This is a genomic window from Pseudomonas sp. N2-3-1-14, from assembly GCF_041228395.1.
In the GTDB taxonomy this organism is placed as follows: domain Bacteria; phylum Pseudomonadota; class Gammaproteobacteria; order Pseudomonadales; family Pseudomonadaceae; genus Aquipseudomonas.
Genome location: NZ_CP166199.1, coordinates 2,038,436 through 2,051,626, shown reverse-complemented (window position 1 = coordinate 2,051,626; position 13,191 = coordinate 2,038,436). Strand labels below are relative to the sequence as shown.

Annotated in this window: 12 protein-coding genes; 6 read left to right on the top strand and 6 right to left on the bottom strand. The window is 60.3% G+C overall.

Going from position 1 to position 13,191, the window contains the following annotated elements:
* Window position 1: 1 nt before the first annotated feature.
* From AB5I78_RS09545 to fabB, 4 genes are all read left to right on the top strand, one after another.
* The gene (locus AB5I78_RS09545; protein WP_369300461.1) at window positions 2-931 is read left to right on the top strand and encodes an ABC transporter substrate-binding protein; all 930 of its coding nucleotides are present in this window, start codon (window positions 2-4) and stop codon (window positions 929-931) included.
* The gene (locus AB5I78_RS09540) at window positions 928-2,829 is read left to right on the top strand and encodes an ATP-binding protein (protein ID WP_369300463.1); all 1,902 of its coding nucleotides are present in this window, start codon (window positions 928-930) and stop codon (window positions 2,827-2,829) included. The genes AB5I78_RS09545 and AB5I78_RS09540 overlap by 4 nt, the downstream gene beginning before the upstream one ends.
* Window positions 2,830-3,078: 249 nt before the next feature.
* Window positions 3,079-3,594: a 3-hydroxyacyl-[acyl-carrier-protein] dehydratase FabA gene (fabA, locus tag AB5I78_RS09535; protein ID WP_003210552.1), complete on the top strand. Its 516-nt coding sequence runs from the start codon at window positions 3,079-3,081 to the stop codon at window positions 3,592-3,594.
* An 11-nt stretch (window positions 3,595-3,605) separates the two neighbouring features.
* Window positions 3,606-4,826: a beta-ketoacyl-ACP synthase I gene (gene fabB, locus AB5I78_RS09530; RefSeq protein WP_106576728.1), complete on the top strand. Its 1,221-nt coding sequence runs from the start codon at window positions 3,606-3,608 to the stop codon at window positions 4,824-4,826.
* Between the two features lie 177 nt (window positions 4,827-5,003).
* On the opposite strand, the gene AB5I78_RS09525 is transcribed toward fabB, so the two are convergent.
* On the bottom strand, window positions 5,004-6,629 hold the full coding sequence (locus tag AB5I78_RS09525) for a methyl-accepting chemotaxis protein (protein WP_369300464.1): 1,626 nt from the start codon (window positions 6,627-6,629) through the stop codon (window positions 5,004-5,006).
* Between the two features lie 97 nt (window positions 6,630-6,726).
* On the bottom strand, window positions 6,727-7,749 hold the full coding sequence (locus tag AB5I78_RS09520) for an amidohydrolase family protein (RefSeq protein WP_369300466.1): 1,023 nt from the start codon (window positions 7,747-7,749) through the stop codon (window positions 6,727-6,729).
* A 140-nt stretch (window positions 7,750-7,889) separates the two neighbouring features.
* Between AB5I78_RS09520 and AB5I78_RS09515 the strand changes: the two genes are divergently transcribed.
* A complete protein-coding gene (locus AB5I78_RS09515; RefSeq protein ID WP_369300467.1) occupies window positions 7,890-8,306 on the top strand; it encodes an OsmC family protein in 417 nt (138 codons plus the stop codon).
* A gap of 64 nt (window positions 8,307-8,370) precedes the next feature.
* Window positions 8,371-9,237 (top strand): pirin family protein, encoded by an 867-nt coding sequence (locus AB5I78_RS09510; RefSeq protein WP_369300469.1) that lies wholly within the window; start codon window positions 8,371-8,373, stop codon window positions 9,235-9,237.
* 98 nt (window positions 9,238-9,335) lie between these two features.
* Here AB5I78_RS09510 and AB5I78_RS09505 read toward each other — a convergent pair whose 3' ends face one another.
* The 4 genes from AB5I78_RS09505 to AB5I78_RS09490 form a co-directional block, all read right to left on the bottom strand.
* On the bottom strand, window positions 9,336-10,064 hold the full coding sequence (locus tag AB5I78_RS09505; RefSeq protein WP_145164974.1) for a dienelactone hydrolase family protein: 729 nt from the start codon (window positions 10,062-10,064) through the stop codon (window positions 9,336-9,338).
* 65 nt (window positions 10,065-10,129) lie between these two features.
* Window positions 10,130-12,034 (bottom strand): molecular chaperone HtpG, encoded by a 1,905-nt coding sequence (gene htpG, locus AB5I78_RS09500; RefSeq protein ID WP_369300470.1) that lies wholly within the window; start codon window positions 12,032-12,034, stop codon window positions 10,130-10,132.
* An 89-nt stretch (window positions 12,035-12,123) separates the two neighbouring features.
* Window positions 12,124-12,576: a PaaI family thioesterase gene (locus tag AB5I78_RS09495; RefSeq protein ID WP_106576734.1), complete on the bottom strand. Its 453-nt coding sequence runs from the start codon at window positions 12,574-12,576 to the stop codon at window positions 12,124-12,126.
* Window positions 12,573-13,049: a PaaI family thioesterase gene (locus tag AB5I78_RS09490; protein ID WP_369300472.1), complete on the bottom strand. Its 477-nt coding sequence runs from the start codon at window positions 13,047-13,049 to the stop codon at window positions 12,573-12,575. The genes AB5I78_RS09495 and AB5I78_RS09490 overlap by 4 nt, the downstream gene beginning before the upstream one ends.
* Window positions 13,050-13,191: the final 142 nt, after the last annotated feature.

Genomic DNA, 13,191 nt, shown 5'->3' with positions numbered 1-13,191 from the left:
CATGGGCGATCAGTCACGGATGACCCTGCGGTTTTTTCCCCGGCTCTGGCGGCGAGGCGTGCTGTTGGCGTGCCTGCTGCTGAGTGCGCCGGTGTGGAGCGCCGACATCCTGCTGACCGCCGCCGAAGACGGTGCCGGCGTCCAGGCCTTCGCCCAGGCCCTTGCCCAGCGCCGCCCCGACGACCATGTGACCTTCACCCCGCTCAAAGACTTGCCGGCGCCGAGCCAGTTGCCAGCCAGCACCCGCCTGATCCTGTTGGACCTGCCCGGTCTTGACTGGCGCCTGCAGGATGCTCAGGGCCCGCCGACCCTGGTGCTGCGCATCAGCCGCCTGCAAGCTCGCCAGCGGCTAGGCAGCACACATCCGGCCAGAATCAGCCTGTTGTGGAGCGACCCGCCGCTGGAACGCCAGTTGAGGCTGATCGCCAGCATCCTGCCCCAATACCGACGCATCGGCGTGCTTTACGGCATCGACAGTGAATTCCTGCTGCAGGAGCTGCGTCAGTATGCGGCGCCCATGGGGCTGGAAATTGTGCCGCAGCGCTGGGACAACATTAATGACAGTCGCCCCTTGCTGAACCTGTTCAAGAACAGTGATGTGTTGCTCGGCCTTGATGACCCGCAGTTGTACAACCCCAAGACCGTGAAGAACCTGTTGCTCAGCAGCTATGCCCAGCAACTGCCGTTGGTGGGCCCCAATGCCGGGTTCGTCAAGGCCGGCAGCCTGGCCAGCACCTACAGCGACCAGGCTGACTGGCTCGACGTGCTCGACCGACTGCTGAACCATCCGCCGGCCAGTTGGCCACGCACGTTGTACCCGGAACACTTCAAAGTCGTGGGCAACCCGCAAGTCGCGCGCTCACTGGGCATCGAACAGGTTGACGAAGTCGCCGTCGCCGCCGGACTGGCCGAAGGAGAAAAACGCCCATGACCTTGCGTCGTCGTTGGGACATCAATACCCGCACCCAGCTCATCACCTTGGGCCCGGCGCTGTTGCTGACCCTGCTGCTGATCAGCTTCTTTACCTTCGTGCGTATTCAGGATTTGCGCCAGGAGCTGGACCACACCGGTCAGTTGATCGCCAACCAACTGGCCCCCGCCACCGAATACGGCGTGATTTCCGGCAACATCGATGTGCTCGACAGCTTGCTGCGCGCGACACTGGCCACGCCGCACGTGCGCTTCCTGGAGATTCAGGACAGCACCGAGAAAATCCTCTTGTACGTCGAACAGCCGTCGGAGAAGCACGACCATTCGCTGTCGGTGAAAGTGTTCCAGGCACCGATCCGTCTGCAACATATCCAGCTGGGCAATGACTTTTTCCAGGACAATCTCAACGAACCCAAGGCGCCGCGGGCGGATTACCTGGGCCGGGTGATTGTCGGCATGTCCAACGACGCGTTCAGCCAGCGCCAACAGGAGATTCTGTTCAAGGCCGGGATTCTCGCCCTGTTCGCCCTGCTGTTTACCTTCCTGCTCGCACGGCGTCTGGCCGCCAGCCTGTCGCAGCCGATCAGCGCCATGGGCCACGCGGTCAAAGCGATCCAGCAAGGCGACTACAAGACGCCGCTGCCGATCGTCGACGACTCGGAGCTCGGTGACCTGTCGCGCCATATCAACAACCTCGCCGAGGGCCTCAACCAGGCCAGCCGCGAGCAGCACCAGGCCATGGCCCAGTTGATCCAGACCCGCGAAGAAGCCGAGCGCGCGAACAATGCCAAGTCGGACTTCCTGGCGATGATGAGCCACGAGCTGCGCACGCCCATGAACGGCGTGCTGGGCATGTTGCAACTGCTGGAAACCACCGAGATGACCGAGGAGCAGAGCGAGTACGCGGCGCTGGCCTCCGAGTCCACCGAACACTTGCTCAAGGTGATCAACGACATCCTCGACTTCTCGCGCATCGAGCGCGCCGCGCTGGAGCTGGAGCATATCCCGTTCAATCTGGCGGACCTGATCAGCAGCTGTGCCCAGGCGTTCCAGCATAGCGCCCAGCAACGCGGCCTGGCGCTGGCGTTGCCGATTCCGGCGGGCATGGAGTCCTTGCGGGTGCAGGGCGATCCGACGCGGATCCGGCAGATCCTGGTGAACCTGATCGGTAACGCGCTGAAGTTCACCGAGCATGGCACGGTCACCGTCGAGCCTCACTGGCAAACCCTCGACCATGAATTGGTGTGGTTCACCTGCACCGTGCGCGACAGCGGCATCGGCATTTCCGCCGAGCGTCTTGAACTGATGTTCGATGCGTTCCAGCAGGCCGACAGTTCCATTTCAAGACGTTACGGCGGCACCGGGCTGGGCTTGCCGATCGCCCGCACCCTCGCCGAACGCATGGGCGGCACGCTGCGCGCCCAGAGCGAAGAAGGCCGTGGCTCGGTGTTTACCCTGGAAATTCCGCTGGCCATCGACCAGCAAAGCCTGCCGACCATTGACCTGCATGCCGAAGGCAAAACCAGCGCCGGTAACGGCCGCCACGTGTTGCTGGTGGAAGACAATCCGGTCAACCGCACCGTGGTTGAAGCCATGTTGCGCAGCCTGGGCTTTGAAGTGAGCCTGGCCACCGACGGCGCCGAGGCGATCCGCAGTGCCGAAAGCCTGATATTCACCGCCATTCTGATGGATTGCCGCTTGCCGCTGATCGACGGCTATGAAGCCACCCGCCAGATCCGCCAACTGCCCGGCTGCGCCAATCTGCCGATTATCGCGCTCACCGCCAACGCGTTGCAGGGCGATCGCGAGGCCTGTTTGGCAGCCGGAATGAACGATTACCTGGCCAAGCCGTTCAAACGCACGGATTTGCAGCAAATACTGCAACGTTGGGTGCAATAGCGCTGCGCCATCAACCAACTGCGACTGGCGTGAAACACGAAAGTGCGGCAGTCTTAGGCACCCGAACGGGCCTATAAACAGGCTCGGTTTAAAATTTCAGTGAACAAGTGTACATTCAGTACCTTGACGCTGTGACTTTCACTACAACGCAATAGTCTATGTGTAGGCTGCCGACATGAGGCATGAACGCTTCATTCGGTTCGGGAAGATTTGCCCTACCCTGCCGCATGGGATTATTGAGGAGCTCGCATGACCAAACAAAACGCCTTTACTCGGGAAGACCTGCTGCGCTGCAGTCGCGGTGAGCTGTTCGGCCCAGGTAACGCGCAACTGCCCGCCCCGAACATGCTGATGGTGGATCGCATCACCCATATCAGCGAAGAGGGTGGCAAGTACGGCAAAGGTGAATTGGTCGCCGAGCTGGATATCACCCCTGACCTGTGGTTCTTTGCCTGCCATTTCGAAGGCGACCCTGTCATGCCAGGTTGCCTGGGCCTCGACGCCATGTGGCAACTGGTCGGCTTCTACCTGGGCTGGCAAGGCCTGCCGGGCCGCGGCCGGGCACTGGGTTCGGGCGAAGTGAAGTTCTTCGGCCAGGTCCTGCCGACCGCCAAGAAAGTCACCTACAACATTCAAATCAAGCGCGTCCTCAAGGGCAAGCTGAACCTCGCAATCGCCGATGGTTCGGTCACTGTCGACGGTCGCGAGATCTATACTGCCGAAGGCCTTCGGGTCGGCGTATTCACTTCCACTGACAACTTTTAAGGGTTATCCGCATGCGCCGCGTCGTTATCACTGGTCTGGGCATTGTTTCTTGCCTGGGCAATGACAAAGAGACCGTCACCGCTAACCTGCGTGCAAGTCGCCCTGGCATCCGCTTCAACCCGGAATATGCCGAAATGGGTCTGCGTAGCCAGGTTTCCGGCTCCATCGACCTGCCCCTCGAAGAACTGATCGATCGCAAGATCTATCGCTTCGTCGGCCACGCTGCCGCCTACGCCTACCTGGCCATGAAAGACGCCATCGCCGATTCCGGCCTGAGCGAAGACCAGGTATCGAACGTACGCACCGGCCTGATCGCCGGCTCCGGCGGCGCATCGACCCTCAACCAGATGGAAGCGCTGGACATCCTGCGCGAAAAAGGCGTGAAACGCGTTGGCCCGTACCGTGTAACGCGGACCATGGGCAGCACCGTTTCGGCCTGCCTGGCCACGCCGTTCCAGATCAAGGGCGTGAACTACTCGATCTCCTCCGCGTGCGCCACCAGTGCTCACTGCATCGGCACTGCGGTCGAGCAGATTCAGCTGGGCAAGCAAGACATCGTTTTCGCCGGCGGTGGTGAAGAAGAGCATTGGAGCCAGTCGTTCCTGTTCGACGCCATGGGCGCGCTGTCCACCCAGTACAACGAAACCCCGGAAAAGGCCTCCCGCGCCTACGACGCCAAGCGTGACGGTTTCGTCATCGCCGGCGGTGGCGGCATGGTCGTGGTCGAGGAGCTGGAACACGCTCTGGCCCGCGGTGCGAAGATCTACGCGGAAATCGTCGGTTACGGCGCCACGTCCGACGGCTACGACATGGTTGCGCCAAGCGGCGAAGGCGCTATCCGTTGCATGCAGATGGCCATGTCCACCGTGGATACCCCAATCGACTACCTGAACACCCACGGCACTTCGACCCCGGTCGGCGATGCCAAGGAAATGGAAGGCGTGCGTGCGGTATTCGGCGACAAGGCTCCGGCCATCAGCTCCACCAAGAGCCTGTCCGGTCACTCCCTGGGCGCCGCTGGCGTTCACGAAGCGATCTACTGCCTGCTGATGATGGAAGGCAACTTCATGGCCGGTTCGGCCAACATCGAAGAGATCGACCCGGTCGTCGCCGATATGCCGATCCTGACCAAGACCGTCGAGAACGCAAAAATCGACACCGTGATGAGCAACAGCTTCGGCTTCGGTGGCACTAACGCCACTCTGGTGCTGAAACGCTGGCAGGGTAAGTAAGACCTGTAGGCTGAGCATGTGAAAAAGCCCCGACTGGTTCGGGGCTTTTTTATGCGTGGCTGGATTTGAGACCGAGTCGCCGCATCGCAGGCAAGCCAGCTCCCACATTTGACTGTGTTCACACATCAAAGTGTGGGAGCTGGCTTGCCTGCGATAGCGTCCACTCGGTTTACGGCACTACACCGAAAACCGCGCCACCATCGTGTTCAGATCCACCGCCAACCGCGACAACTCCTGGCTCGCCGCACTGGTCTGATTCGCCCCGGTCGACGTCTGATGCGCCAAATCGCGAATATTCATCAAGTTGCGATCCACCTCGCGCGCCACCGCGGCCTGCTGCTCCGACGCGCTGGCAATCACCAGGTTGCGCTCGTTGATCAGGGTAAACGCCGACGCAATCTCTTCTAGCGCCGTGCCCGCCGACTTGGCGATGCCCAACGTGGACCGTGCCCGCGTATTGCTCTGCTGCATCGAACTCACGGCCTGATCGGTGCCCTGTTGAATTGCGCTGATCATCTGCTCGATTTCCTGGGTCGACTGTTGCGTGCGGTGGGCCAAGGCCCGCACTTCATCGGCGACCACCGCAAACCCACGCCCGGCGTCCCCGGCGCGGGCCGCTTCAATCGCCGCATTCAAGGCCAGCAAATTTGTCTGTTCGGCAATTGAGCGAATCACATCCAGCACTTTGCTGATGCCATACACCTTTTGCGCCAGTTCCTCGACCTGGGTCGCATTGGCGGTCACATCCGTGGCCAGGGCCTCGATCGACTCGACTGTCTGGTGCACCTGTTCACGCCCCTGCTGGGCAATGCGGTCAGACTCACGCGAGGCTTGTGACGTCGCCACGGCGTTGCTCGCCACCTCCTCCACCGCCGCCGTCATCTGGTTAACCGCCGTCGCCGCCTGTTCAATTTCCTGATTCTGCTGGTGCAAGCCGCGAGTAGCGTCTTCGGTGACGCAACTGAGCTCTTCGGACGCCGAGGCCAATTGGTTGGACGATTCGGCAATGCGCCGAATGGTGTCGCGCAGGTTCTCCTGCATGCCTTTGAGCGCCTGCTGCAAACGCGCCGGCTCGTCGCTGCCCGTCACGCTGATCTCACCCGTCAAGTCGCCACTGGCCACGCCCTGGGCGATTTTCAACGACTGTGCCAGCGGCAGCACGATACTGCGAGTCAGCCACACCGCAAGCCCGATGGTGATCAACGCGGTGACCACGATCATGCCGACCACCCAAGTGCGAGATTGAGCGAACACCCGTTGCGCCAGGCTCGCAGCCTGATTGGCACTGGCCTTGTTCAAGGCCACTAGGTCGTGCAGCGTTCCGGCCATCTCATCGGCAAGTTGATTCATCTCGCCGTTGACCACCTTGATTGCGTCTTCCAACCGATTGGCCTTGGAGAACGTCATGACCTGTTCCTGGCGCTGCAGGTATTGCTGCTCCCCGGCCTTGAAGCGATCAAACAGCGTGCGCTCTTCGGGCAGCACAATCAGCGCTTCATAGAGGGTTTGCGCATGGTGCAGGCCACTTTTGAGCTCGGTGAGTTTCTGCTCGTTCTGCGCCAGCGCCTGTGGGTCTCGATTGACCAGCAAGCGCAGGGTCAGCGCACGAACCCGCAACAGGTCCTGGCTCATCTCCCCCACCGCCATCACGCTGGGCAACCAGTTGTTTTCGACCTGATCCGACTGCTGGCGCATATTGGCCATCTGCAACAGGGCAAAGCCGCCCAAGGCGAACACCATCAATGCCAGCACGCCAAAGCCCAAACCGGCGCGGGGGGCGATATTCAGACTACGGATACTCATTGCCTGGATTCCTTCCAAATGCGCTGCATCCACCTGCAGCGGGTCTCCTGAAAGGTATCGGCCCGTGTTCAATATTGCGTAAGACGAAAAGGCGATATCAATGTGCTTGCTCATCGCGAGCTGATTTCGGCAGAACTGCCAGGAAGTTGTCTCGCGCCACCTTGCGGGCTACCTCCTCGGGCAGAGCGTCGAGAAAGGGTGCAAAGCGATGCATTTCCTTACCGAGCTTGCTGAAGCGCCCTACAACATCCGAACCCAGCATAAAACGCTCCGGGAAGCGCTCTACCAGCTCTACCCACTCGGGCCGAGGCTTGCCCGCTTCATCGAGCAAGTACGGCGTGAGCATGCTCCAGGACAGGTCAATGTAGAGATTGGGATACGCCTCAAGCAGGCGGTTCAAGGTCGGCAGAAGAAAGTCCATCTGCACCTGATGACGGTGAATCTCTTTACTGGTGCCGGCATGGGCCCAGATAAAGCGGGTGTGCGGGTGGTTGCGCAGCGATTCTTCCACCTCCGGCAGGTACAGCGGGTTGCGCTCGCGCTTGGAGGTAATGTTGGCGTGCAGCATCACCGGCAGATCGTTTTCGGCGGCGAGGTGATAGATGCGCCTCATGGCTTCGTTGTTGGCGCGCGGGGTGTCGCCGGCGGTCAAGGCCGTGAGGTCATCGTGGCGCGTGAACACCTCACCGATGCCCTGCCAAAGCCCGGGGTTGAGATCCAGCATGCGCTGGATATGGGCCGCGGAATTTTTGTCGTTAGGGTTGAAGCCGGATAAAAACGGGTGAAAGTGCCGACGCTGCTCAGGTGTGAGTTTGTTCACCGCAGCCGCAACGATCACGTCAGTGGCGCTGTACCAATAGGCATCGGCATCGTCACCGGCGTAGTAACGCGGGCGCTTGGGTTCGTCTTCGTGCCATTTTTTAGCGACGGGAATACCGGAAATCATCACGTGTTCGATGTGGGCGTCGGCCATCGCCTTGAGCAATGCATCCATGCCCGCCGTTTCCTGGAAAAAATCCACGTAGTGCAGGTGCGCGTCGCTGTAGGCATAGTCGCGCGCCTGCACCGCAACGCTGGCGGCGGCGAACAGCAGGGCGAGACTCAGGCGGGTCAGGAGCACGGTAGAACCTCGGTATCGGCTAATACGGGTAGACCGTGTGCAAAGCGCCACGGTTCATCGGCCAAAAACGCGGAACACCTAAGTGCCAGCATGTTCTATAACTGCATGACCTTCATCCTGCCAACCTTGTGAGGTTCACCATGCCTGTTACCGTCAACACCCTGAACCACGACAACTTTCGCCACAGTGTGAATATCAATAACCACGAACTGTTCACCGACCTGCCCAAGAGCCTGGGCGGCGACGACTCGGCGCCCTCCCCCCACGACTATTTCGATGCTGCCCTGGCCTCGTGCAAGGCCTTGACCGTCAAGCTGTACGCCCAGAAGAAAGACATCCCGCTGAGCGGCGTGACCGTGGAAGTCACCCACGACAGCACCGAGGAGCAAAAAGGCAAATACAAGCTCAACGTCAAGCTGACACTCAAAGGCGTGCTCACCGACGCACAGCGCGATGAGCTGCACCACGTCGCCGATCGCTGCCCGGTACACAAACTGATGACCACCGCCGACGTCACCATCGAGACCACATTGTCCGAAGGCGCTTTCAGCCAATAGCGCCAACCTCCCGTCGAGCGGGTTATGCTCTTGGTCATCCAACCCGCTCAGACAGGGACGCACCATGCCCATCCTCACCGTGATCCGCCCGCGCGCCGAAGAGGTCGAGGGCCAGCCAATCCTGCGCCCGCTGCCGTCGCGCGAATGCCGTAGCGTCGGGCCTTTCGTGTTTTTCGATCACATGCTGCTCACGCGCTATGCGCCGGGTACCGGCATGAACATCCGCCAGCACCCGCATATCGGGTTGTCCACGCTGACCTATTTGTTTGAGGGCGCGCTGCAGCACAAGGACAGCCTCGGCTCGGACCAGGTGGTGCAGGCCGGCGACGTCAGCTGGATGACCGCCGGCAGCGCGATTGCCCACGTCGAACGCACGCCCGAGGCACTCAAGGCCGACGGATTCAGCCTGCACGGGCTGCAAGTGTGGCTGGCCTCCCCCAAGGACCACGAAACCGGACCCGGGCATTACAGCCATCACGCGGCGGCGAGCTTACCGATCAGTGACAACCTGGGCGTGCAGGTTCGCCTGATCGCAGGCGCCGGCTTCTGCCTCAAATCGCCAGTGCCGGTGCTCTCGCCCACCGTGTATGCCGAAGTGCAGATGCAGACGGCCACGACGCTGCTGATCCCGGATGAATACGAGGAACGGGCGGTGTATGTGCTGGAGGGTGAAGCGCAGTTGGACGGCGAGGCCTTGGCGGTGCGTAGCCTGGTTGTGCTGCCTGCCGGGCAGGAAATGACGCTGTTCGCTGAAAGTGATTGCCACCTGGTGGTGTTTGGCGGCGCGCCGCTGGACGGGCCACGGCGGATCAACTGGAATTTTGTCGCGAGCGACCCAGCAATGATCGAACAAGCGCGGCAACGATGGGCGGCCGGGGATTGGCCGACGGTGCCGGGGGAAACTGAAAGAATTGAGTTGCCTGGGAGATAGCCATCGGGGGCAAGCCCCCTCCCACACTTGAACTGTGAATACATTCAAAATGTGGGAGGGGGCTTGCCCCCGATGAGGCCCTAACAGGCGCCGAAGATTCAGCCCTTGAACACTTCATCCAGCAAGTTATGCATCGACTGGAACGCCCGCGCAGCGGTCTTCGCGTCATACATCATCTTGCCCGGCACATTGGCGTGCGGGTCGGTGAAGGAATGCACGGCGCCGCCGTAGCTCAGCAGTTGCCAATCCACACCGGCCGCGTTCATTTCATCTTCAAACGCTGGCAGTTGCTCTTTCGGCACCAAGGGATCGGACGCACCGTGCAGCACCAACACCGCGCCTTTGATGTTCTTCGCATCCGCCGGGTTCGGCGTGTCGAGGGTGCCGTGGAACGACACGGCGGCCTTCAACGGGGCGCCGGTACGCGCCAGCTCCAGGGAGCAGCAACCGCCGAAGCAGAAACCAAAGGTCGCAAGCCTGGAGGTATCCACCGCCGCCTCGCTCTGGCCTTGCAGTTGCTCGAAGGCCGCCTGCATGCGCTTGTTCAGCAGCGGGCGATCATTCTTCAACGGCATCATGGCCGCGCCGGCTTCATCGCCATTGGAGGGGCGCACGGTTTGGCCGTACAGGTCGGCGATCAGCACCACGTAGCCCTTGGCAGCCACGCTTTTGGCGATCTCTTCAGCACCGGCACTCACACCCATCCAGTTCGGCGCCATCAGCAGACCCGGCAGCGGGCCCTTATGGCTGGCATCGAACGCCAGGCGGCTTTCATAAGACTGGCCATCAATCTGATAGACCACGGAACGCACAGTGACTTGGCTCATCATTTACTCCAGTTGAGATGCGTAGAACGAAAAAACCCGCCGAAGCGGGTTTTTCTACAACGGTGTTAAACCGACAGTTCAACCAACAGCTTGTTCAGTCGGCGCACGTAGGCGGCCGGGTCTTTCAGGCTGTCGCCAGCGGCGAGCGCCGCCTGGTCGAAGAGGATGTGCGACAGGTCGCCAAAACGCTCTTCGCTTTGCTCGCCATCGAGTTTCTCGATCAGCGGGTGAGCCGGGTTGAATTCGAAGATCGGCTTGGAATCCGGAACCTTCTGACCGCTGGCTTCAAGGATCTGACGCATCTGCATGCCCAGGTCCTGCTCGCCGATGGCCAGAATCGCCGGAGAGTCGGTCAGACGGTGGGAAACCCGCACTTCGCTGACGGCATCGCCCAAGGCGGACTTGATTCGTTCAACCAGGCCTTCTTTGGCCTTGGCGACTTCTTCGGCTTCTTTTTTCTCTTCTTCGGAGTCCAGGTTACCCAGGTCCAGGTCACCACGGGCCACGTCGACGAAGGTTTTGCCGTCGAACTCGCTGAGGTAGCTCATCAGCCACTCATCGATACGGTCGGTCAGCAGCAGCACTTCGATGCCTTTCTTGCGGAAGACTTCCAGGTGCGGGCTGTTTTTGACCTGCGCGTAGGTTTCACCGGTCAGGTAGTAGATCTTGTCCTGACCTTCCTTGGCGCGCGCCAGGTACTCGGCCAGCGACACAACCTGCTCACCGTCATCACCCAGGGTGGACGCAAAGCGCAGCAGGCCGGCGATTTTTTCCTTGTTGGCAAAATCTTCCGCCGGGCCTTCTTTCATGACCTGGCCGAAGTTTTTCCAGAAGCTCTTGTATTGCTCAGGCTCGTTCTTCGCCAGTTTCTCCAGCATGTCGAGCACGCGCTTGGTCAGCGCCGACTTCATGGAGTCGATGATCGGGTCTTTCTGCAGGATTTCGCGCGACACGTTCAACGACAGGTCGTTGGAGTCGACCACGCCTTTGATGAAGCGCAGGTACAACGGCAGGAAGGACTCCGCCTGGTCCATCACGAACACGCGCTGCACGTACAGCTTCAGGCCTTTTGGCGCTTCACGCTGGTACAGGTCGAACGGCGCACGGGCCGGTACGTAAAGCAGCGAGCTGTATTCCAGCTTGCCTTCGACCTTGTTGTGGCTCCAGCTCAGCGGGTTTTCGTAGTCGTGAGCGATGTGCTTGTAGAACTCCTGGTATTCCTCGTCCTTCACCTCAGTGCGAGGACGGGTCCACAAGGCGCTGGCACGGTTGACCACTTCCCATTCCTGGGCAGGTTTCTCTTCGCCCTCGACAGCCGCCTGTTCTTTAGGCAGTTCGATTGGCAAAGCAATATGGTCGGAGTACTTCTTGATGATGTTGCGCAGACGGTAACCGTCGGCGAATTCATCTTCACCGGATTTGAGGTGCAGCACGATGCGCGTGCCACGGTCAGCCTTGTCGATGGTGGCGATTTCGAACTCGCCCTCACCTTTGGAGGACCAGTGCACGCCCTCGCTGGCGTCGAGGCCGGCGCGACGGCTGAACACTTCAACCTTGTCGGCGACGATGAAGGCCGAGTAGAAGCCCACACCGAACTGACCGATCAGGTGCGAATCTTTTTTCTGGTCGCCCGACAGGTTTTTCATGAAATCGGCGGTACCGGATTTGGCGATGGTGCCCAAATGGGTGATCGCGTCTTCGCGGCTCATGCCGATGCCGTTGTCTTCGAGGGTGACGGTCTTGGCGTCTTTGTCGAAGCTCACACGGATTTTCAGTTCGGCGCCACCTTCCAGCAACTCAGGCTTGGACAGGGCTTCGAAACGTAATTTGTCGACAGCGTCTGAGGCGTTCGAGATCAATTCGCGAAGGAAGATTTCCTTGTTGGAATACAGCGAATGGATCATGAGGTGCAGCAGCTGCTTCACCTCGGTCTGGAAGCCCAGGGTTTCCTTTTGAGTTTCCACACTCATGGTCATCAAACTCCAATTGGATGGCAGTGGCCGCGCCCTTGAGGGTTGGCGGCGGGTTGTCATCAAAGTTGGGGGCTAAGACCAGGATTTCAAGGGCGCGCCGATTCCTCAATCTTGAAATGTGCGCGGGCGGTGGCAATCGGTTCGGCCGGGGTACTTTGCCAGGCGGTGATCGCCACATTGGCAACTCGGCGGCCCTGGCGCCATACCTGGCATTTGGCGTAAGTGTCGCGAAACTGGCCGGCACGCAGGTAATCGAGGGAAAAGTCGATGATTTTCGGAATGCCGGGCGAGCCGGTAAACACCAGCAGGTGCAACGCCGCCGACAACTCCATGAACCCGGCAATCACGCCACCGTGCAGCGCCGGCAATATCGGGTTACCAATGTTGTCCTTGTTGGCCGGCATACGAAACAGCAATTCATCTCCCAGACGCGTGCACTCAATGCCGATCAGCTTGGCGTAGGGAATCAGGTCGAGCAGCGCCTCATAGTTACCGCGCTCATGGGCCTGTTCGAGGCGGGTTTTGAATCGGTGTGTCATGCCCGCTCTCCCTTGATGGTGCTGCCCAGCCCTTGGGTGCCCTTGAGGCGCTTGCCCATGCGCATGAATGTGCCCACCACATGGGCAATCGGCTGTTGCGGGTCCTCCTGATAAGCAAAACCACGGGTGAAGATCACGTCGGTGGTCACCCGGTAACAGTGCGCAAAGCCATAAACAGGTTTGTGCGGTTCGGCGGGGTGCATGTAGTCAACGCGCAGGTCCAGGGTTGGGCACACCTCGAACTCGGGCAATACACACAGGGTTGCCATGCCGCAGGCCGTGTCCATCAAGGAGGTCAATGCGCCGCCGTGAATCACGCCGGTCTGGGGATCACCGACGATATGCGGGCCGTAAGGCAGGCACAGCGTCATGCCTTCGTCGCTGGCAGCATGGACGGTGATGCCCAGCACCTGGCAATGGCGCAGCGCCGAAACAAAGCGCGTGGCACGGGCTAACAGGGGATTTTCGGTCATGTGGTCTAGACTCTTATTAGTGTTGATCCGCGGAGTATGTCGTGCGGTTGAAAGCTCCTTGATCACCGGTGTTTATATATCTGGGGAATAAAAGGAACTAATGCTGACCCCCCAGGCTCGAAAGGCCAGTAGATATCTTCAA